Raw genomic sequence first — 21,985 nt, 5'->3', positions numbered from 1 at the left:
TTTGTCAAAAATCCAGAGATTGTATACAATACTTTAAACATTATTTAGTGGAATTGTGCCACACCGCACATAACAATATAATCGTTCATTGTAATATTTTATCTTATCGTCACCATTGTATAACTGAAAACTCGCTAATATTTTGAATTCACATTATTTGTGCGCGAGAGCTAAACATAATGCTAAAATTGTTTACAATCTTATCATCCCTTTTATCATAAGGGCCTAAACATGAGATCGTAAAATAACGATAGCCCATAAAGTAGTGCAATCCGACCACTAAATATCCATTGCTCGTGAAAAACAAAAGAGTCCCACATGAATAATGATAAACGCCCTTTATATATTACTTACGCCGGCCCAGTTTTGATGGCAACTCCACTGCTAAATAAAGGTAGTGGTTTTACAACTGAAGAGAGAAAAGCATTTAACCTAGAAGGTCTGCTGCCTGAAGCTACAGAAACGATTCAAGAACAAGTTGAACGTGCCTATCGACAATATACGGCTTTTGAAAGCGATATGGATAAGCACATTTACTTAAGGAACATTCAAGATACGAATGAAACCCTGTTTTATCGATTGGTTCAAAATCATATTACAGAAATGATGCCGATTATCTACACACCAACAGTTGGCGCGGCGTGCGAAAATTTCTCTAATATTTATCGCCGTGGACGTGGGCTTTTTATTTCATATCCAAACCGTGATCGTATCGATGATCTTATTAACAATGCCACTAGCCAGAATGTAAAAGTCATAGTAGTAACCGATGGTGAACGTATTTTAGGCTTAGGTGACCAAGGTATTGGCGGTATGGGCATTCCAATTGGAAAGCTCTCTTTATATACCGCTTGTGGTGGAATAAGCCCAGCTTACACTCTTCCAATTGTGCTTGATGTGGGTACAAATAACCCGCAACGATTAGCCGATCCTATGTATATGGGCTGGCGTCATGCACGTATTACTGGTGATGAATACAATAAATTCGTAGATGACTTTATCCAAGCCATCAAACACCGCTGGCCTGATGCATTAATTCAATTTGAAGATTTCGCGCAAAAAAATGCAATGCCACTGCTGGAACGCTACAAAGATAAAATTTGTTGCTTCAACGATGATATTCAAGGCACTGCTGCTGTTACTGTAGGCTCTTTGATTGCGGCCTGTCATGCAGCCGGTAGCCAATTGTCAGATCAGCGTATTACCTTTGTCGGTGCTGGTTCCGCAGGTTGTGGGATTGCTGAAGCTATCATTGCTCAAATGGTTGCAGAAGGATTGACTGATGAACAAGCGCGCTCACGAGTATACATGGTTGACCGTTGGGGCTTGTTACAAGAAGGAATGAAAAATCTGCTTGATTTTCAACAAAAACTTATCCAGAAAAAGAAACATATTGCAAAATGGAAAAGTGAAGAGCCAGGTTTTGCATTAATTGATGTGATTAAAAATGCCAAACCAACAGTAATGATTGGTGTTTCAGGTGTTCCTGGTTTGTTTAGTCAAGAAGTTATCGAGGCAATGCACAGCAACTGCGAACGCCCAATAATTTTCCCACTATCTAATCCGACTAGCCGTGTTGAAGGGACACCACATGATATCTTCCATTGGACTAAAGGTCAGGCACTTGTCGCAACAGGTAGCCCTTTTGAACCAGTAAGGTATGAAGGCAAGGATTACCCTATTGCACAATGTAATAATAGTTATATTTTCCCAGGCATTGGGCTCGGTGTACTCGCTGTATCAGCTTCTCGCGTAACCGATGAAATGCTGATGGAATCGAGCAGATCTCTAGCAGAGTGTTCACCATTAGCGATAAAAGGTAAAGGGGCGTTACTACCACCACTAGAAGAAATCCATGCGGTTTCGAAAAAAATCGCTTTTGCCGTCGCTAAAAAAGCCATCGAACAAGGTGTTGCTCTTGAAATCACTGATGAAGCAATTGAATCAGCCATTAACAATGGATTCTGGCAACCGGAGTATCGTCAATACAAACGTACTGCGTTCTAATATTTGATGACAGTAATACATTGTAATAAGAAGCACTTGGTAATACGAAGCGCTTTGCAATAAAAATACTTGCCCACTATTCTATTTTTAGTGGGCATTTTTGTTTTTCACGATTGCGTTGGACTGGTATCATCGGAAACTGAGATTAGCTTTCGACAATAATTTAATGTTGATAGGATATTTATTGATACTTGGTTGCCATACTTAATGAATGTCATCAAGAAAAGGCAAGCTATGGATACCGCATCAATGCAACATAAACGAACTTTCTTTTTTAGCCGTTCTTTTTTTCTGATTCTAGCTTATGTTTTTATATCAGCTATTTTATCTGTGTGTCTGTTCGCTTTTGCAATCGACCGTATCATCAGTTGGAAAACTCAAGACTCCATTTATCATAATATTAATGAGGTTCCTCCTCATGATATTGGATTGGTATTAGGCACCAGCAAATACATCGGGAGAACCTTAAATACCTACTATTCACATCGTATTGAAGCAGCCATTAACTTGTACCGACAAAAAAAAGTTCAAACCTTTTTATTAAGCGGGGATAATGCTCACCGTTCATATAATGAACCATGGACTATGAAACGAGATTTATTAAAAGCAGGGATAGAGGACAAACGAATCTATTTGGACTACGCCGGTTTTAGAACTTTGGATTCCATCATCCGAGCGAGAGACATTTTTCAAGCTGATCATTTTTTGATCATCACGCAAGATTTCCACTGTGAACGTGCACTGTATATTGCACAATATCATCATATAGATGCCAGCTGTTTAGCTGTGCCTGGACCACTTGAATCATCAGGGTTTCATGTCAGGCTAAGAGAAGTCTTTGCGCGAACCAAGGCCTTTCTTGATCTTTATATTTTAAACGCAAAACCAAAATTTCTAGGGCCAATTAAGCCAATCCTTAGTCCTCAAGAGAACAACCCCCACTATCAAAATACAAAAAAAGATGAAAACATCCATCACTAATTCATTCTGAATCAATATCATATACGACCAACATCAAAAATATCTCAACGAGGCGAAGTGATTAATTTCGCTAACGTTTCCACTCTGTTTCGACCATTATTTTTTGCTTGATATAATGCTTCATCAGCCCGAGCAATCATTTCTGTTACACGTTCACCAGCCACTAATTCCGTGACGCCAAAACTGCAGGTAAGCTTGCCAATCATTTCCCATTGATGATTTTCAATGGTCGTACGAATTCGCTCTGCAATTCTTGTAGCAACATGGATATTTGAACCAGAACAAAAAATGATAAACTCTTCTCCACCCCATCTGACCAAATTATCGCTGTCACGCAACTCTGAGCGTGTTAAATCCACAAATTGCCGCAATATTTCATCACCAACTTGATGACCAAATTGATCGTTGATGACTTTAAAGTTATCTAGGTCGGCATAGATAATTGAAACCGAATCCAGTCCCCAACGAACTCGCCTAGCAATATTATCCAACCAATCTTTAATACCATGTCGATTCACAGCACCAGTTAACTCATCTTTAATCGCCATTTCTTCAATTTCATTACAACGAAGACTTAATTTCTGGTTCATCGCCGCTAAAGATTTAGTTCGTTCTTCCATTTGCTCAATTTCGACTCGGGCCGAAGTTCGTTGATAAATAAATAGAGCTATTGCGCCAATAACCCAAGTAAAAAGCAATATGAACGCGAAGGTTGAACGGCGAATGTAATGACCTATAAACATTATTTTATGAATGGTTACTTTATAACGTCCAGGCTCTGATCCTGAGTCTGTTGCTATTTGAATAAAAGGAACGTTATTTAATTTAACCCCTGAATGTTCAAGGTCAATATTGTAATCAAATAGCCACCACGTTAATACTTGAAACTTATCAAAACCAACTATTCTTGGACCTTGATGTTGGCCTGGCGCATACTCAATACCATTATATTTAATCGTATTATCATCATCTGGATTAAATATATCCTCTTCAAAGTTACGTAAATTAATTCTAACTTTCTGATTACCGCTTTCAGGACCATTGTAATCTACATCAAGAATGACTGAGTTATATTGAGATAAATCCAATCCATTTTTTATGTCATCAGAAAGGCGAATCGTCAACTCACAGTAAGGCCAGCGATAATTCTCACTACTGTTAAGCTCACAGGACATAGTCGTCGAATTATTTTCGGAATGAACAGATGCTAGGCTTCTCCCGCCTAGAGCTTGATCTGTCGCTACCGAATAAACATATTTCTCTGGTGTAATTAAGAGGCTTTTGTGATCATTAAATAATAAATAGATCGCAGTAATAAATATATTGAGGATAACAACTAATAATATTGATTTATTGACTATATTTTTTGAACTCATCTCAACACCTTAAATATACCGAGATAAATAATACGTTCAGGAACATAACTCCCCTAAAGTAAGCACTTTCTTAAACTTTATAAAATAAACCAGTCATAATAAAGCTTATCCTTATTTAAAGGCATTAAAATTAGATGCAAATCAATATTAGGTGAATAAACCTACGTTACAAACCAATGCACTATGTCACTTTTTTACTGTAAACTATCAAAATTATTCGAACTTGTTTTTTACGAGTACATTTTTTAAACCTCACTGGATTCAACTATGTCTTTTACCATTACGGGTACACTATCAAAACTACGTTCATCTCTAGATGCACAGCAAAACAACCAAGTTCAATATGGCCTTCCTGTGGGTGATGAAGTCATTGATCTTATGCCTTATATTGGTAAAGAAATCACACTCACTCACAGCGGTAATATTTTTTGTTCAGCATGTGGTAAGAAAACCAAGAAAAGTTACTCCCAAGGTCATTGCTATGTCTGTATGAAAAAACTGGCTAGCTGTGATATGTGCATCATGAAGCCAGAAACCTGCCACTATGATGCTGGTACTTGTCGTGAACCAGAATGGGGTGAAGCGAATTGTATGGTGGATCACTATGTTTATTTATCTAATACTTCAAGTATCAAGGTAGGTATTACGCGTCATACCCAAATCCCAACTCGCTGGATCGATCAAGGTGCCACTCAAGGCTTGCCTATTTTTAAAGTAAAAACACGTTATATTTCTGGGTTAATAGAAGTTGAACTCGCTAAGCATATTGCCGACAAAACCAACTGGCGAACTTTGTTAAAAGAAGATGGTCAACCTATTGCATTGGAAGATAAGTTTGCAGAATTGTTACCACATGTTCTTACCGTCATTGAATCAATTAAACAAGAGTATGGCGATGATGCAATACAGATATTATCAGGTGAAATCACGTCAATTGAATACCCTGTAGAGCAACACCCTATTAAAATAATCTCGCATAATTTTGATAAAAACCCTGTCGTGTCAGGCGTTTTACAAGGCATTAAAGGACAATATCTAATTCTAGACACTGGGGTGATCAATATTCGTAAATTTGGTTCTTATGAAGTAACGTTTAACGACTAAATGTATTAATTGTAAACCCGCAGCAAATAGAGCTTTGCTGCGGTGCTAAGAATTCGTATCTAACGCTTTCTTTACTCCTGTATTTTCCCTACAATCGCTCATACGCATTCCTCTCCCTCTCATTTAATTTTGGAGTTTTCATGAGCAACATTAAGCATTGTAATTTACTCATTCTCGGTTCTGGACCTGCTGGCTACACTGCCGCCGTTTATGCTGCTCGCGCCAACCTCAACCCTGTCTTAGTCACAGGCATGCAACAAGGTGGTCAGTTAACCACAACAACAGAAGTAGAAAACTGGCCTGGTGACGCGGAAGGTTTAACCGGCCCCGCTCTGATGGAAAGAATGAAAGAACACGCTGAACGTTTTGAAACTGAAATGCTATTTGATCATATTAATGAAGTTGATTTTAGCCAACGTCCATTTCGCTTAAAAGGCGACTCCATGGAATATACCTGCAATGCATTAATTATTTCAACTGGTGCTTCCGCTAAATATTTAGGTTTAGAGTCAGAAGAAGCCTTTAAAGGCCGTGGCGTATCAGCATGTGCAACTTGCGATGGTTTCTTTTATCGTAATCAAAAAGTTGCCGTGGTTGGCGGTGGTAATACCGCGGTAGAAGAAGCACTCTATCTGTCTAATATCGCTTCTGAAGTACACCTGATACATCGTCGCGATAATTTCCGCGCTGAAAAAATTCTAATTAAACGCCTAATGGATAAAGTCGCTAACGGAAATATTATTCTGCATACCGATCGCACATTAGAAGAGGTCGTTGGTGATGAAATGGGCGTCACTGGTGTTCTAATTAAAGACACTCAATCTGATAACGTAGAAAAAATCGATGTTATGGGTACTTTTATTGCGATTGGACACCAACCTAATACCGATATTTTCCAAAACCAGCTTGAAATGAAAGATGGCTATATTGTGGTTAAATCTGGTTTAAACGGTAACGCCACTCAAACCAGTATTGAGGGAATTTTTGCTGCTGGTGATGTAATGGACCATACCTATCGACAAGCAATTACTTCCGCTGGAACAGGTTGCATGGCGGCACTAGATGCTGAACGCTATCTTGATGAGCTGAACGTACTGTAAATGATACACATCAACGACATAATGATTTTGTAACATCAATTATGTTGTTTTATTAAGCACCCGCTTCGTCGTTCACATTTAATACCATTCGATTAATAGATCCGGTGCAACAGTTCCGGACCTATTTTATTCACGAGTTTTTAATTATGCTCACCTAGATGGAAATCAGTCTTACATGGATAAACAACAAAGACGCCATTTGAACAAGTGGCTCAAGCAGCAAGGAAAGCTTGCCAAAATTTGGTTAAGTGCAACAATCGCTCTTGGAATCATCTCTACTTTATTTTTAATTGGACAAGCAGGTCTTCTCGCCTCAATCCTCCATCAAATCATTATAGAACATGTTGATAAACACCAATTAATCCCTTCATTTATTGGCTTAGCGGCAATGATTGTTGGTCGAGCTGTGTGTACTTGGGGCAAAGAAATAACCGGCTATCGCTGTGGTGAATATGTTCGAGTCTATATTCGTCAGCAGATTCTAGACAAGCTGCGAGATTTAGGTCCCGCTTATATTAAGGGTAAACCTGCTGGTACATGGGCAACCTTATTGCTTGAACAAGTCGAGGAAATGCAAGATTTCTTCTCTCGTTATTTGCCGCAAATGTCTTTAGCTGTCTTTATTCCATTCATCATTCTGGTTGTCGTATTCCCATCTAACTGGGCAGCAGGCCTTATATTCTTAATTACTGCCCCACTGGTTCCACTCTTCATGGCATTAGCCGGAATGAAAGCAGCAGATGCGAATAAGAAAAACTTCAAAGCTCTCCAACGCCTATCGGGTCATTTTTATGATCGCTTACAATCAATGACGACCATTCGCCTGTTCCATCGCGCTCAAGCCGAAACTGAATTACTCCGTAGCGCTTCGGATGTATTGCGTAAAAGCACGATGGATGTATTACGCATCGCCTTCCTATCCTCCGCCGTGCTAGAGTTTTTCACTTCTATTTCCATTGCGATTACCGCTGTTTATTTTGGTTTTAGCTATATAGGTGAGCTTAACTTTGGTTATTATGGTGCCAGTATTACCTTATTTACCGGTTTGTTTGTTTTGGTTCTCGCTCCTGAATTTTATCAACCACTACGAGACCTAGGCACTTACTACCATGCCAAAGCTCAAGCATTAGGGGCAGCAGAAAGCTTAGTTGAATTCCTAGAAGCAGACGTTGAAGCGGCCCAATCAGGCTCAACAATCCTCCCATCACCAGAAAGCATTATAATTTCAGCTACGAACCTTGAGGTTTTTAGTTCAGAGAAAACTCAATTATTAGGGCCCGTTTCTTTCATAATAGATGCCAATCAAACCACGGCGCTTGTTGGCCCAAGTGGTGCGGGAAAAACCAGCTTAATCAACGCTATTTTGGGGTTTCTTCCTTACACTGGTTCATTAACCATCAATGGCATAGAAGTAAAAGAACTTAACCTTAAAGATTGGCGAAAAAATATCAGCTGGGTTGGACAAAACCCTTTATTAATTAATGGCACTATTTACGAAAACATTACACTCGGTCAGCAAGACATCAGTGAAGAGCAACTTTCTAAAGTATTAAAGGACGCCTTTGCTGACGAGTTTGTTTACAAGCATGGTCTGGATTATCACATCAGTGATCGCTCCGGTGGTTTATCTGTTGGTCAAGCACAACGATTAGCCTTGGCTCGTGCCATGCTACAACAAGGCAGTTTTTGGCTCCTTGATGAGCCAACAGCCAGTCTAGATGCTTACAGTGAAAACCTTGTAATGAGAGCGCTGGACAACAACACGAAAAATACGACAACCTTGATGGTGACTCATCAGCTTGAACATCTGAAACAGGTGGCCAATATTCTGGTGATGAAATCAGGAAAAATTGTTCAAAGTGGCCATTATGATGAGATCAAACATGCTGGATTATTTGCACAGATGCTGTCTTCAAAACAACAAGTAGACAGTGAGAGTAAGGGGAATTTAGATGCGTGAGTTAGCACCTTATCTCAAGCTTTATAAGAAACATTGGTTTAGTCTATCGCTTGGAATGCTATTAGCTTTGGCAACCTTAGTTGCCTCTATTGGCTTATTAACTTTATCTGGTTGGTTTATTGCGGCCGCTTCTGTTGCTGGTTTGACCATTGCAAGAGAAACATTTAACTACATGTTACCCGGTGGTGGCGTTCGTGGTTTCGCAATGGGTAGAACGGCTGGTCGTTGGGGCGAACGCGTGGTTAGTCACGATGCCACCTTTAAGCTATTAGCCGATTTGCGAATTTTCTTTTTCAAAAAGTTAACTCCTCTCATTCCTGGTCGTTTTTCAAAACTACGTGATGCGGATTTATTAAATCGATTGGTTGCCGATGTTGATGCAATGGATCATGTCTACCTTCGATTAATCAGCCCAATCATTGTCGGAACCCTCGGAATTATCGCGCTGACGGTCTTCTTATGTTGGTTTGATATGACGATCGGATTAACCTTAGGGGGAATACTACTCTCTCTACTTTTAGTTTGGCCAGTGTTGTTCTACAAACTGGGTAAACACAACGGGACTCATTTAACCCAAAACAAAGCCAAACTGCGTATTGCCACATTAGATTGGGTTCAAGGACACAGCGAGCTGGTATTATTTGGAGCAGAGCCTCGATACCGCCAAGCAATCACAGATCATCAAGATAAATTGCTCAAAAACCAATTTAAGAATGCTAATTTAACGGGTCTTGCAAGTGCCCTGCTTTTACTGGCGAATGGCTGGACAATGGTATTAATTATTTGGATGGCAGCGGATGGTATGAACGGTCAACCTCCAGGCCCAATGGTTGCAATGTTAGCTTTTGCCACTATGGCATGCTTTGAATTATTAATGCCCATTGCTGGCGCGTTCCAATACCTCGGTCAAACGGTAGAATCCGCTCGCCGATTGAATGAAGTTCTCACGGCAACACCTGATATTATTTATCCGGAATCAGGAACTGAAAGCTGCCAACAAGCTAGCATTCAGCTCAATAATGTGAGCTTTAAATATCAAGACAGTAAAGACTACGCTTTAAATAATGTCAGCATTCAACTTCAAGCTGGGAAAAAAATGGCGATTGTCGGTCAAACCGGTTCTGGAAAATCGACTTTATTACAATTATTAACCAGACAAATTGACGTAGCAGCTGGTGAGTTATCGATTGGTGAGCACCCGATTCAACAGTGGACAGAAAAAGGGTTACGCCAAAATATTTCGGTCGTAAGTCAACGTGTTGATATTCTCAATGGCACATTAAAAGATAACTTACATTTAGCGAAACCTGATGCTAGTGATCGAGAACTGGCTACTATTTTACATGAAGTCGGACTCGGTCATTTAAGTGATGGTAATGGCCTCGATGCTTGGTTAGGTGACGGTGGTCGTCAGCTATCTGGTGGCGAAAAACGAAGAATTGGCATTGCACGCGCGATTTTACATAATTCACCGATATTACTTTTAGATGAGCCAACCGAAGGTTTAGATAAACAAACTGAACAACAAATTATGCAGTTGCTCGAAAAACATTCGGTGGATAAAACCGTTATATTCGTAACCCATCGATTGATTGGCTTGGAATCCATGGACTCGATTGGATTAATGGAACAGGGTGAAATTGTCGAGCTAGGAACGCATAAAGCACTGATTGCTCAAGAAGGTCTATATCATCGATTGCACCAACGATTATAATCTTTTCGTTACTCATTAAAGATGAAAACCGCCAATTTGGCGGTTTTTTATTAAATGTTAGTTATAAACTCAATCTTCATGAGTAGCATTATCTATGCATTGGTTTGTTCAAACTCTTTCATAAAGTCTACTAATGCTTGAACGCCCTCTAATGGCATCGCATTGTAAATAGAAGCTCTCATCCCACCCACAGCACGATGACCTTTTAATGCTTGCAAACCACGCTGTTCGGCTTGCTCTAAGAATAATCCATCGAGTTCTGGCTTAGCCAATTGGAATGGGATATTCATTAAAGAACGGTTGTTGGGGTGGATCATATTTCGATAAAAAACTGACTGATCAATATAACCATAAAGAACTTCTGCTTTTGCTCGATTCACCTTCTCAATCGCCTCTACGCCGCCTTGGGCTTTAAGCCATTTAAAAACCAAACCGGATAAATACCACGCATAAGTTGGCGGTGTATTGAACATGGATTCTTTCTCTGCCAGTACTTTATAATTTAAAATACTTGGTAGTGTTTCCATGGCAAGATCCAATAAATCATCACGTACGATCACAATACAAATACCGGCAGGGCCAATATTTTTCTGAGCGCCCGCGTAAATCACACCATATTGAGAAACATCAATTTTTCGCGACAAAATAGTCGAAGATAGATCCGCCACAATCGGTTTATCGGTTACTGGGAGATCATTAATTTCGATACCATCAATCGTTTCATTGGGACAAAAATGGACATAAGCAGCATCATCAGATAACGGCCATTGCGCCGCTGGAACAATGGCTTTTCTGCCATCAATTTCAATAGTGGCATCAATCACATTGGGTTGGCAATATTTACTGGCTTCTTCAATGGCACTCTCTGCCCAATATCCACCATCAATATAATCTGCAGATTTATGGCTTCCTAACAAGTTCATTGGAACGGCTGCAAACTGAGCTCTTGCGCCACCTTGGCAAAAAAGAACTTTATAGTTAGAAGGGATAGACAATAAGTCACGTAGGTCTTGTTCTGCTTCAGCCGCAACCTTCAAAAAAGGCTTACTGCGATGACTAATTTCCATAACGGATGTGCCTAGGCCATTCCAATTCACAAATTCACTTTGAGCTTGTTGCATAACTGGCTTTGGAAGGGCTGCGGGGCCTGCACTAAAGTTATAGATTGGTTCCATGATTAAATTTGCTCCTGCTGCGATAGTTTATTGAAAGATAACCCTAAGTAATGCCTTCTGGTTCATAATGACAACCGTTTATCTATCACTTAGATACACAGTAATACCACTTTTTACAATGAGTACAAAATACCTTTTTCATCTGCCATAAAAAAAGAGGTCATAACGACCTCTTACTTATCTCTGGCACGTAATATTTTCGAGGGTAATAGACCCTCTATAACAGTAGAAAGACCTATTTTTGTCTACATTATCGCATTAAGAATGGAGCAAATAACATAAACATCGGTACTTTATGTCCACCGGTAAATTCAATGTTTCCGTTTGCAACTTTACCATCAATATAATAACCATCATCTTTCTTAGTCATCATACCTTCTTGGATAAAGTTATCTAAACCCGCCTCAATAAACGGAAATTGATCAACCATTTCATTAGAAACATAGAAATGAGTATCCCCTGTTACACTATTAAATACTGCAGTTGGATTTTTAGACACTTGTTCCGTACTGGCGGGCAAGTTCAACGCCCAATTACCATTGAATTTACCTTTACGGATAGTAACTTTAATTTTATTCAAAGCAATAGAAAAACCTTTCTGGAATAACGTATCAACATGCTGCATCGCCATTTCCATATCTTGACTAGAAAGTGTTTGTCCGTGATGTTGATACACAGATAAAAGCTCAGTGAAGGAAGATTTATCGATATCATTAAACGAAAATTCCATTCCCAGATCGGTTAACTTGTCTGACTCAAAATCTAAGCTGTCAGCGCTCACCTTATGCTGACTATTAAAAGTTGCTTTCTTACTGTTTTCATCAGTATCAAAAACATAATTAAATTTATGCAGATTGAACAACTCATTACCAGTCGAATCTAATGCTTTAACATTTTCAACACCCGCTTCTTGGTGTCCAAACCAAAAACCTTGCTCTTTATAACCCTCACCAGCACCAACAATATTATCAATTTTAAGTGAATCTCCATTAGCAAAGCTACCAATAAACGAACTGACGTTATAATCAAATTTAACATGTCCATCAGAGTCTAAATCTGCATTCAATGCCATTGGTGCAATCGTTAATGTCGATTGATCATCATGCGAGAAGTTAACCACAAATGATTCAGATTGCAGATTAATTGAGGTTGAACCATTAAATTGCGTCACAGAATGAGCTTTAAGTGGTAATTGAGAAAAATTTTCAGCTTGGCTATTTGTTTCAATAGAGACCAAACCATGTTTAATTTGATTATCAAACACAATACTGGTTGGAAAGCCATTTAGCTCTAACTGCTGTTTCATAACAGGGTCAATAACCGTGACTTTAGTTTTTGCTATTGAGTTTAAATAACCTCGTTCATAAGAAACTAACTCCACTTTCACTTCTTTCTGATCTAATTTCTTTATACCATCTGAAATGACGGTTTGTGCGATTTGTCCAACGGCCAACGGCCAACATGCCGCAATTGCGATCACGCCACCAATGGCGGCAAATTTTTTCAAACTGTTCATTGTAATCCTTGTTGAGTGGTCAATATGAATAAACCTATATTACATCAATTGTATTTGCCATCATGAATCAAATAAAAGCTAAAGTTGATCATGTTTGATTAGAAGATACCCGTTATCTTCAGATTATGGTGAGTTAAATGTAAATATTTATCTAAATCATTTAATAACCGGATGAATTTTGGTAATTTAGCCACACACGATGAATAGTTTGATGGCATCAGATTAATGATAAAATCATTTAATGATAATTCGAATCCTCTCATTTTCGCCACACTTTAGACCGTATTCAGAAAGGACTTTCTTGAACATGCGTAACTCATTGATTTTAACTGGCCTAGTATTGGCTTCTACTCCAGCTCTCGCTGATGGTAATTCGGCAGCTAATATGAGCAACTTTAACTACGATTATGTCGATGCTCGTATCGGACTTAGCCCAATGACCTTTGGTGCTAGCCTTAGTAAATCCATTCACCCTAATGCTCATGCAATTATCTCTGTTGATTCGGAGTTTGATAATGATTACGACCTATCTGCAGGTCTAGGTTTTCACGCACCCGTAACGAACTGGACTGATATCAATGGTGAGATGCTTTTAAAAGTCGTCGATGACCGTAAAAAATTCGATCATGATACTGGTATGGAAGTTAACTTAGGTATCAGACAATGGATGGGGCCACAATTTGAGCTTGGCGGTAAACTAGGCTATTACAAAATTAACAATGACAGCGATACCGATGATGTATATGGCACAATCTTTGGCCGCTTCCATGCTACTGAGTTATTTTCAATCGGCTTAGAAGGCAAATTAAACTATATTTATGGCGATCAATTAATGGTGACGACTCGTTTTAAGTTTTAATCACAACAACCATTAGCGTTAAATATTTTCAATATAAAAATGCCTCGACTTCAAAAGTACGAGGCATTTTTGTACATGACCGAATGTAGTCTCAAACTAATCGTTAATGATGAACATTGGATAAAAGTTGTTGCTTTCTAGGCTCTTGAATAAGTTTCCAATGACATCCATCTACCGCACCTGCAAATTTCCATAATAAGCGAATATCTACATCCCCACCGTAAGTTTCTTTGACACGCTGAAATACATCTTCTGGGCCTAAGTTTAAAAATGTACTCACATCAGGTATTCCTGCTTTCTTCACCATACGTTCGAGTGTTAATTGCATATTTGGCAAATCACGAAGTCGCTTACTTTCCTCTGATTTTTGAAACGCTCTCTCTTGTTTAGAGTACTCGATAGATGAACAAATTAAATAATCTAAAGAATCATCTCGCTCAGTAAATAATTCGGTTACATCAAAATAATTAACCGTTGCGACGGTCTGTTTTTTCACATGTTTATAGCGTTTACATCCTTTATTTTTCAGAAAAGCATCTAAATCACCGCCGCCACGGATGAAGATAACGTTACCTGAAATTAATGCATACATCGCATCATCGCTGAATAAACCTATACCCCCAAACATTGATCGCTTTTGAAACATACCAAACTTAGTTACGTATTCAAAAAATGTCTGCTCCATGCTAGTGCCCATTGTAAAACCTCCATACTTATGACTAACCCCCCGATCAATACACAAGTGCCATATAATGGCTTTCGAGCAAAATATCCTTATATACAACTACTACCAGTATAAAAATTACATCTTATTTATTAGTATTTTCATCCGTTACTTCAAATTCAAATGATACTTTATGAGGAAAATTAAGTAAGTGCGCAGCTCACATCGAAAGGATTTAAAACCACTATAAATGATACATCACTCGCAAAAGTAACCTACCAACAACAAATGATTGATAATAAAACAACCAAATTGAACAAATAACAATCGTCGAGAAAAAAGTTTATTCTCTATAAAATTAGAATGTCTATTAAGTGAATTCACCTTTATGCTGCACTAGCATTAAGCTATGATGTCACGCATAAAATCTACGTTATTGATAATAAAAACTGGTTAATTATTTAATTTCCATTACCCTGAGGCCTTTATGTATTCTGGTGTTTTCCTAATATTCTTACCACTGATTATCGGTTACTTTATCGTTTTAAAAAATGAGCATTGGCTAAATCGTATTAACCAAGCCGTGTCTCAGCTTATTTATGTCATTTTATTTTTGATGGGCCTAAGTCTTTCTGCTCTGGATAATCTCAGTACTAATTTACAAACTATCGCCCTATATACGGCAACATTCTTTTTTTCAATTAGCTTATGTAACTTAGCCAGCTTACCTTTAATCGATAAGCTCATGCCAGTTGAAGCTTGCAGCAAAACGAAAGCACTACCAACGTATTTAATGGCATTAGAGTCAGCAAAACTAATCTTAGTGGTCAGTGCAGGTTTATTCGTTGGTTTATCGCTACCATTTAAATTACCTTATGTGGACGGTGCTAGTGGAAGCATTTTACTTTTATTATTATTTTTAATTGGTATTCAACTTCGTAATAGCGGCTTAACTCTTAAGCAAATTTTATTAAATAAACACGGAATGATCATTGCTCTCGTGGTCGTATTAACGTCATGGTGTGGTGGGTTAATTGCTGCATATATACTGAATATCCCCTTTACTAATGCTCTGGCTATGGCGTCTGGTTTTGGTTGGTATTCATTATCCGGAATACTTATGGGAGACGCTTACGGCCCTATATATGGAGGCGCCTCTTTCTTCTTAGAATTACTCAGAGAGCTAGTGGCATTAATTGCCATCCCACTGTTTATTCGACGCTATCCATGTAGTTCTATTGGTTATGCGGGGGCAACTTCATTAGATTTTACATTACCTATAATACAAAGTACTGGCGGTGTAAAATGTGTTCCAATTGCGATTGTTAGTGGCTTTATTCTTAGTTTATTGGTGCCTATTTTTATCTTATTTTTTGTATCGCTAGGATGAAGTCATTGTGATTTTGGATTAAAACATAGTGATCTCGGACTAAAAAATTGTTAAATAATCGTGAGATCACAAAGCGAGCGCACCAAAACGCGAATATCTGGCTTATCACCTTCTTATCTTTACAATAATGCGACAATAATTAGTAGGTGGCTGTTTTGTAGCCATAATTAAAGGATAGAACATGAAGAAATCAGTTATTACGCTTATTCTTACCCTCTCAGGTTTCTCAAATGTTGCGACAGCCAGTACTGCGCCTATTTCCCAGTGCCTAAATGATAAATATGATGATTATATATCAGCCTCTTTAGAGTGGTATCAAGACCTTGTTTCTATTACGACTCAACAAAACCCTCAATTAAAAGACGTTGGGGAATGGTTTTTAGAAGGACGGACTCATCACTTTGAGTTAAATCGTGCGGCGGTTCATTATTATTTAACAAATGATCCTACCAAGGTTGCAATTAAAGAACCCGTAGAGTCTTGGCTAAAATTACCTCAACCAGAGATTAAACAGCTGGCCCAACGTAATGATGAACTTGGAAAAATAGCGAAAGCAACCTTTGATGACCGCCAAGCTCCGCCCAATAAAATGAACTATGAATTACGATCGGCTTTTGCTGAATTGTTAAGCCATCCAAGTAATATCAATCCTGCTTTAGATAAATATAATCAAGCGATGGCAAAAACGAGTGATATTATTTGCCAATAACCATTGTTCGGCAGCACATATCCTCAAAGTTAATCCGTTAATATCTGGCGAGACTTTTCAGCATTTTTCAGCTAAATTGTTTCGCTCAATTTAATTATTTTTAAAGAAAGCCGTGTATGGGATCCGAAGACAAAATCGTAGATGTTAACTTTGAAAGCTTATTACGGATTTTTACCGTCCCAGAAGCGCCCGACTCGACTTTAGGGAATATAGAACAAAAACTTTCACAAAATTTAAATGCATTTTTGCGTGAGCATATTGTTGCGGAAGAAAAGCCACTTTCAGAGATCGAAAAAGACTTTTCAAATGCTGCGATTCCTGAACAACCAACGTTTGTATCTGAACATACACAACATCTATTAGATACTGTCGTTTCTCATTCCGTCCATACGTCTGCACCAAGCTTTATTGGCCATATGACCTCCGCTTTACCTTATTTCTTAATGCCGCTATCAAAAATCATGATTGCGCTTAACCAAAATTTAGTAAAAATTGAAACCTCAAAAGCATTCACGCCGTTAGAGCGCCAAGTATTAGGAATGCTACATCGCTTAATCTATTCACAAAATACACATTTCTATCAACAGTGGATGCACAGTGCACAACATTCATTAGGTGCCTTTTGTTCTGGCGGTACAATTGCCAACATTACCGCCCTTTGGGTGGCACGTAATAATGCATTAAAAGCAGATGGCAATTTTCAAGGTGTCGAAAAGGAAGGGTTGTTTAATGCCATGATGCACTATGGCTATAAAGGAATGGCAATTCTTGTTTCCGAGCGTGGGCATTATTCATTAAAAAAAGCCGCTGATGTATTAGGCATTGGTCAGAAAAATCTCATCGCAATAAAAACAGATCAACATAATCGAATTTGTCCGCTAGCTTTGGATGCAAAAATTCAACAACTCAAAACTCAAAACATTAAGCCTTTTGCCATTATTGGTGTTGCAGGCACAACAGAAACTGGCAATATTGATCCCTTAGATAAAATTGCTGAAATAGCAAAACGTGAGCAATGCCATTTTCATGTTGATGCGGCTTGGGGTGGCGCAACCTTAATGTCAAATCAGCATCGCCATTTGCTAAAAGGAATAGAGCTTGCAGATTCTGTCACGATTGATGCCCACAAACAGCTTTATATACCAATGGGGGCAGGAATGGTTCTGTTTAAAGATCCTACCGCCATGCATTCCATTGAACACCATGCTGAATATATTCTACGTAAAGGATCAAAAGATTTAGGTTCTCATACCTTGGAAGGATCTCGCTCTGGTATGGCAATGTTAGTTTATTCAAGTTTGCATATTATTAGTCGACCAGGTTATGAGCTATTGATTAATGAAAGTATTAGAAAAGCCCATTATTTTGCTGAACTTATTCATAGCCAGGACGATTTTGAGTTAATTTCCGAACCTGAGCTATGCTTACTGACTTATCGTTATATACCTAAAGACACTCAACAAGCATTACGTCTTGCGAGTCCAGATGAGTTAAAAATACTCCATCAATATTTAAATGAGCTCACTCAATTCATTCAAAAAAGTCAGAGAGAGAATGGCCGTTCTTTTGTTTCTCGTACTCGCTTAACGCCAGAACAATGGCAGCGAATGGAAACCATTGTATTAAGAGTTGTGTTAGCAAATCCGTTAACCACAGTAGACATATTACACTCTATTATTGAAGAACAACGACGCATTGCGCAAACCAGTCCATTTGTCTTACCCAAAATTCATCAACTCACTCAGATAATTTTGCAAAAGAACGAAGGTAAATAAACTCATCGTAAAGTCCGTAATTCAAAGACAAGCTTAATTACATTCTAAAATGAAACTTTCTTTCTAAAAAACATAGAAAGTTTCATTTTTACTTTTTATTAGCTCTGAAAATTCTAAAAAACTTCCAAAACTGTAATTAAATTTGAGCTTTGTCATATTCTGATAATAAAACATAGGGAAATCGGCCTGTTTTATAATCACAATCGGTATACTTGCTGTTATAAAGCGTATCTAGTCGGTTTCGAGAATTAACTCGACCCTAATTAACCAGTATTTCACATAATGTATGAGTTAATGCTGGTAAACCTTTTCTGAGAAGCAGTATGAATACATTAGAAAAAATTCAAAAAAACCTCGATATCTTTAGTAAATCAGAACGTAAAGTAGCAGAAGTTATTATTGAAGCACCACAAACGGCTATCCATTCTAGCATCGCCACACTAGCCAAGATTGCTGATGTGAGTGAACCAACAGTTAACCGTTTTTGTCGCAGATTAGATACGAAAGGTTTTCCTGATTTTAAGCTGCATCTTGCGCAAAGCCTAGCTAATGGTACGCCTTATGTTAATCGTAATGTCGAAGAATCTGATGGACCTGAGGCTTATACCCATAAAATCTTCGAATCGACCATGGCATGTCTTGATGTAGCAAAAAATACTATCGATCCTTTTCAAATAAATCGTGCGGTTGATCTATTAACTCAGGCAAAACGAATTTCCTTTTTCGGGCTTGGCGCTTCATCATCTGTCGCGAAAGATGCCCAAAATAAATTCATCCGCTTCAACATCCCTATTTCATGCTTTGATGATCCACTTATGCAGCGTATGAGTTGTATTAATTGCTCTGAAAATGACGTAGTGGTGTTAATTTCTCATACTGGGCGAACTAAAAGCCAAGTTGAAATTGCACTTTTAGCCAAAGAAAACGGTGCGACTGTTATTGCCATCACTGCGAAGGATTCACCATTAGAGCAAGTCAGTTCACTTTCCATTTCTTTAGATGTCCCTGAAGACACTGATGTCTACATGCCAATGGCAAGTCGAATTGTTCAAATGACTGTTATTGATGTTCTGGCGACTGGCTTTACTCTACGTCGTGGTTCAGGATTTAGGGAAAATTTAAAACGTGTAAAGGATGCATTAAAAACATCACGCTACGAAAAAGCACCTATGTTCCCAGAGTAACGAATAGTCTAAAAATCATTCATCGATTTTACCTATTAAAATAAAAGCTAAAACAATCTTTAAAACCACTTTATCTTAAGGCATAGTAAACGCATTCAAGTTAGAGGAGAGAAATATGTTTGTCGTTATTTTTGGTCGTCCTGGTTGCCCATTTTGTGTTCGTGCAAAAGATCTTGCTGATAAGTTAAAAGAAGAACGTGATGATTTTAACTATCGTTATGTTGATATTCACGCTGAAGGTATTTCAAAAGCTGATCTTGAAAAAACAGTAGGTAAACCAGTAGAAACCGTGCCACAAATTTTTGTCGATCAAGACCACGTTGGTGGATTTACTGAATTTGAAGCCTACGCGAAAGCGAACCTTGGCTTATTTAGCTAATCAACAACGCTGTATTATATACTGCAACACACAAAACCCACTACGGTGGGTTTTGTGTGCAGATTAATAAATGTTTATAATATAAATTTGATAAATAAAATTAAATTCTAAAAACCATCTTTTCCTCTTATTTAATCCGCCTTTATCCTATACACTTCCAACGTTGCCCTTAAGTATTTTCGTGATTGTATACTAGTACTGTTTATTCAAGCTTAGTTTTCATCACCAATACACTTTCAACGATTGCAACTAGCCTTTGATGGCAAATTAATTTTTTGTTTTATATAAATTTTCTTGAGATAACTTGTGAACATAGACGTCGCATCGCTACTAGACCAAAACTCAATTCTTCTTCTATTCGTTGTGCTCGCTATTGGGTTATCCATTGGCAAAATTCGTATTGCTCGATTCCAACTTGGTAACTCAATTGGCGTATTGCTCACCGCGTTGATCATGGGGCATCTAGGCTTTCACTTTAATGCTGAAGCTTTAACCATTGGCTTCATGTTCTTTATCTACTGTGTCGGTATCGAAGCCGGCCCCAATTTTTTTGGTATCTTCCTGCGAGATGGTAAGCATTACTTTTTCTTAAGTTTAGTCGTGTTAGTTACTGCCCTATTATTAACCTACGGACTTGGTCGTCTTCTCGGTTTGGATTTTGGTCTTGCTGCAGGTATTATGGCAGGCTCAATGACCGCAACGCCTATTTTAGTCGGTGCACAAGATGCTTTGAACTCAGGCCTTGGAACTATTCCAGAAGGTTCTGATCTATCAACACTCCTCGCAAATCTTTCCGTTGGTTATGCTTTATCTTATCTTATCGGCTTAATAAGCATGATCTTGTTTGCCAAATTACTGCCTAAATTACAAAAAGAAAATTTAAGTGACTCTGCTCAACGTATTGCTCAAGAACGAGGTTTAGGTGGTGCAAGACAACGTAAAGTTTATCTACCAATTATACGAGCTTATCGTGTTGGGCAAGAGCTGATCGATTGGACTGATGGTAAAAACCTACGTGAACTCGGTATCTACCGTCAGACCGGATGCTATATCGAACGTATTCGTCGTAACGGTATTCTCGCCCATCCGGATGGCGATGCTATTTTACAACCTGGCGACGAAATTGCTTTAGTAGGCTACCCAGACAGCCATGCTAGATTAGACTCTAGTTTTCGTAATGGTAAAGAGGTTTTTGATCGTAACTTACTCGATTTACGTATCGCAGAAGAAGAAATCGTGGTTAAAAGTGACAGTATCGCAGGCAAAAAGCTCTCTGATTTAAACATTGCAGAATATGGCTGTTTTTTAAGCCGGGTTGTTCGAGCCCAAATTGAAATGCCGATGGATTTAAATATCGTACTGGCTAAAGGCGATATTTTACAAGTCAGTGGTGAAAAAAGCCGTGTATTAGGTCTTGCCGAACGAATTGGTTTCATCTCTGTTCATAGCCAAATTGCTGATTTACTTGCCTTCTGTTGCTTCTTTATTCTTGGCTTATTATTTGGCTTAATTACCATGACATTTGGCCAAGTAACGTTTGGCCTTGGTAATGCCGTTGGTCTATTAATTGCGGGGATCATGCTAGGATTTTTAAGAGCCAATCACCCTACTTTCGGCTATGTTCCACAAGGTGCATTAAATATGGTGAAAGATCTTGGGCTCATGGTATTTATGGTCGGCATTGGTTTAAATGCGGGCAGTAATATGTTTGAGTACCTGGATAGCGTTGGTCTTAAACTGATAGGCTTTGGTTTCATTGTTAGCGTTGTTCCTGTTATTTGTGCGTATTTCTTTGGCGCTTACGTATTAAAAATGAATCGCGCTTTATTATTTGGTGCTATTATTGGCGCAAGAACGTGCGCCCCCGCAATGGATGTCGTCAATGACTATGCTAAATCGACCATTCCAGCGCTTGGCTACGCTGGTACTTACGCCATTGCCAATATATTAATGACGCTGGCAGGGACTCTATTAATTATATTAAGTTAATAGTCATTTGGGAGGGGTGGCTCTATCGCTGCCTTTTATCTCAATACTGACCATAATTTAGATATCAAATAATAAAACTTAAAAACAATAAAGGCGCTCCCAA

17 protein-coding genes are annotated in these 21,985 nt (G+C 38.5%); 13 read left to right on the top strand and 4 right to left on the bottom strand.

The features are described 5' to 3' along the window. Positions 1–318: 318 nt before the first annotated feature. Entirely contained in the window at positions 319–2,007 is a 1,689-nt protein-coding gene (locus tag FH976_RS02220; protein WP_194089289.1) for an NAD-dependent malic enzyme, read from the top strand. A 234-nt stretch (positions 2,008–2,241) separates the two neighbouring features. Beyond that, positions 2,242–2,988 (top strand): SanA/YdcF family protein, encoded by a 747-nt coding sequence (locus tag FH976_RS02215; RefSeq protein WP_228767316.1) that lies wholly within the window; start codon positions 2,242–2,244, stop codon positions 2,986–2,988. Positions 2,989–3,032: 44 nt separating this feature from the next. On the opposite strand, the gene FH976_RS02210 is transcribed toward FH976_RS02215, so the two are convergent. Further along, on the bottom strand, positions 3,033–4,364 hold the full coding sequence (locus FH976_RS02210) for a GGDEF domain-containing protein (protein WP_194089288.1): 1,332 nt from the start codon (positions 4,362–4,364) through the stop codon (positions 3,033–3,035). A gap of 267 nt (positions 4,365–4,631) precedes the next feature. Here FH976_RS02210 and FH976_RS02205 point away from each other — a divergent pair, with 267 nt between their 5' ends. From FH976_RS02205 to cydC, 4 genes are all read left to right on the top strand, one after another. Continuing rightward, on the top strand, positions 4,632–5,468 hold the full coding sequence (locus tag FH976_RS02205; protein ID WP_194089287.1) for a DUF2797 domain-containing protein: 837 nt from the start codon (positions 4,632–4,634) through the stop codon (positions 5,466–5,468). 140 nt (positions 5,469–5,608) lie between these two features. Further along, on the top strand, positions 5,609–6,568 hold the full coding sequence (gene trxB / locus FH976_RS02200; protein ID WP_194089286.1) for a thioredoxin-disulfide reductase: 960 nt from the start codon (positions 5,609–5,611) through the stop codon (positions 6,566–6,568). Positions 6,569–6,743: 175 nt separating this feature from the next. After that, positions 6,744–8,528, top strand: a complete 1,785-nt coding sequence (gene cydD, locus FH976_RS02195; protein ID WP_194089285.1) for a heme ABC transporter permease/ATP-binding protein CydD — start codon at positions 6,744–6,746, stop codon at positions 8,526–8,528. After that, a complete protein-coding gene (gene cydC / locus FH976_RS02190; RefSeq protein WP_194089284.1) occupies positions 8,521–10,242 on the top strand; it encodes a heme ABC transporter ATP-binding protein/permease CydC in 1,722 nt (573 codons plus the stop codon). The genes cydD and cydC overlap by 8 nt, the downstream gene beginning before the upstream one ends. Positions 10,243–10,334: 92 nt before the next feature. On the opposite strand, the gene serC is transcribed toward cydC, so the two are convergent. Together serC and FH976_RS02180 are read right to left on the bottom strand one after the other, a co-directional pair. Next, entirely contained in the window at positions 10,335–11,417 is a 1,083-nt protein-coding gene (gene serC / locus FH976_RS02185) for a 3-phosphoserine/phosphohydroxythreonine transaminase (RefSeq protein ID WP_194089283.1), read from the bottom strand. 250 nt (positions 11,418–11,667) lie between these two features. Then, on the bottom strand, positions 11,668–12,933 hold the full coding sequence (locus FH976_RS02180; protein ID WP_194089282.1) for a DUF945 family protein: 1,266 nt from the start codon (positions 12,931–12,933) through the stop codon (positions 11,668–11,670). Positions 12,934–13,240: 307 nt separating this feature from the next. On the opposite strand from FH976_RS02180, the gene FH976_RS02175 reads away from it, so the two are divergent. Continuing rightward, positions 13,241–13,792 carry a hypothetical protein gene (locus FH976_RS02175; RefSeq protein WP_194089281.1) on the top strand — a complete coding sequence of 184 codons (552 nt, stop codon included), beginning with the start codon at positions 13,241–13,243 and terminating at the stop codon, positions 13,790–13,792. 103 nt (positions 13,793–13,895) lie between these two features. On the opposite strand, the gene FH976_RS02170 is transcribed toward FH976_RS02175, so the two are convergent. Next, entirely contained in the window at positions 13,896–14,489 is a 594-nt protein-coding gene (locus tag FH976_RS02170) for a TfoX/Sxy family DNA transformation protein (protein WP_194089280.1), read from the bottom strand. Positions 14,490–14,943: 454 nt separating this feature from the next. Here FH976_RS02170 and FH976_RS02165 point away from each other — a divergent pair, with 454 nt between their 5' ends. The 6 genes from FH976_RS02165 (at position 14,944) to FH976_RS02140 (ending at position 21,882) form a co-directional block, all read left to right on the top strand. Then, positions 14,944–15,846, top strand: coding sequence for a lysine exporter LysO family protein (locus FH976_RS02165; protein ID WP_194089279.1), 903 nt, complete (start codon positions 14,944–14,946; stop codon positions 15,844–15,846). A 181-nt stretch (positions 15,847–16,027) separates the two neighbouring features. Then, positions 16,028–16,555: a hypothetical protein gene (locus FH976_RS02160; protein ID WP_194089278.1), complete on the top strand. Its 528-nt coding sequence runs from the start codon at positions 16,028–16,030 to the stop codon at positions 16,553–16,555. 116 nt (positions 16,556–16,671) lie between these two features. After that, positions 16,672–18,330: a pyridoxal-dependent aspartate 1-decarboxylase PanP gene (panP, locus tag FH976_RS02155; protein ID WP_194089277.1), complete on the top strand. Its 1,659-nt coding sequence runs from the start codon at positions 16,672–16,674 to the stop codon at positions 18,328–18,330. 323 nt (positions 18,331–18,653) lie between these two features. Further along, positions 18,654–19,514, top strand: a complete 861-nt coding sequence (locus FH976_RS02150) for a MurR/RpiR family transcriptional regulator (RefSeq protein ID WP_194089276.1) — start codon at positions 18,654–18,656, stop codon at positions 19,512–19,514. A gap of 115 nt (positions 19,515–19,629) precedes the next feature. Beyond that, positions 19,630–19,893: a GrxA family glutaredoxin gene (locus FH976_RS02145; RefSeq protein ID WP_194089275.1), complete on the top strand. Its 264-nt coding sequence runs from the start codon at positions 19,630–19,632 to the stop codon at positions 19,891–19,893. A gap of 306 nt (positions 19,894–20,199) precedes the next feature. Next, positions 20,200–21,882: an aspartate:alanine antiporter gene (locus FH976_RS02140; protein WP_194089274.1), complete on the top strand. Its 1,683-nt coding sequence runs from the start codon at positions 20,200–20,202 to the stop codon at positions 21,880–21,882. Positions 21,883–21,985 lie beyond the last annotated feature (103 nt).

It is taken from the genome of Vibrio hibernica, assembly GCF_015223435.1.
Classification (GTDB): Bacteria; Pseudomonadota; Gammaproteobacteria; order Enterobacterales; family Vibrionaceae; genus Vibrio; species Vibrio hibernica.
Note: the sequence above shows the minus strand (reverse complement) of the source record. Positions and strands in the feature narration are given on the sequence as shown.

Coding starts and splice junctions, on each gene's coding strand:
- FH976_RS02220 (WP_194089289.1), top strand. CDS start 319: ATGAATAATGATAAACGCCCTTTATATATTACTTACGCCGGCCCAGTT.
- FH976_RS02175 (WP_194089281.1), top strand. CDS start 13,241: ATGCGTAACTCATTGATTTTAACTGGCCTAGTATTGGCTTCTACTCCA.
- panP (WP_194089277.1), top strand. CDS start 16,672: ATGGGATCCGAAGACAAAATCGTAGATGTTAACTTTGAAAGCTTATTA.
- FH976_RS02215 (WP_228767316.1), top strand. CDS start 2,242: ATGGATACCGCATCAATGCAACATAAACGAACTTTCTTTTTTAGCCGT.
- FH976_RS02170 (WP_194089280.1), bottom strand. CDS start 14,489: ATGGGCACTAGCATGGAGCAGACATTTTTTGAATACGTAACTAAGTTT.
- FH976_RS02160 (WP_194089278.1), top strand. CDS start 16,028: ATGAAGAAATCAGTTATTACGCTTATTCTTACCCTCTCAGGTTTCTCA.
- FH976_RS02180 (WP_194089282.1), bottom strand. CDS start 12,933: ATGAACAGTTTGAAAAAATTTGCCGCCATTGGTGGCGTGATCGCAATT.
- FH976_RS02145 (WP_194089275.1), top strand. CDS start 19,630: ATGTTTGTCGTTATTTTTGGTCGTCCTGGTTGCCCATTTTGTGTTCGT.
- FH976_RS02210 (WP_194089288.1), bottom strand. CDS start 4,364: ATGAGTTCAAAAAATATAGTCAATAAATCAATATTATTAGTTGTTATC.
- cydC (WP_194089284.1), top strand. CDS start 8,521: ATGCGTGAGTTAGCACCTTATCTCAAGCTTTATAAGAAACATTGGTTT.
- serC (WP_194089283.1), bottom strand. CDS start 11,417: ATGGAACCAATCTATAACTTTAGTGCAGGCCCCGCAGCCCTTCCAAAG.
- FH976_RS02205 (WP_194089287.1), top strand. CDS start 4,632: ATGTCTTTTACCATTACGGGTACACTATCAAAACTACGTTCATCTCTA.
- cydD (WP_194089285.1), top strand. CDS start 6,744: ATGGATAAACAACAAAGACGCCATTTGAACAAGTGGCTCAAGCAGCAA.
- FH976_RS02165 (WP_194089279.1), top strand. CDS start 14,944: ATGTATTCTGGTGTTTTCCTAATATTCTTACCACTGATTATCGGTTAC.
- FH976_RS02150 (WP_194089276.1), top strand. CDS start 18,654: ATGAATACATTAGAAAAAATTCAAAAAAACCTCGATATCTTTAGTAAA.
- trxB (WP_194089286.1), top strand. CDS start 5,609: ATGAGCAACATTAAGCATTGTAATTTACTCATTCTCGGTTCTGGACCT.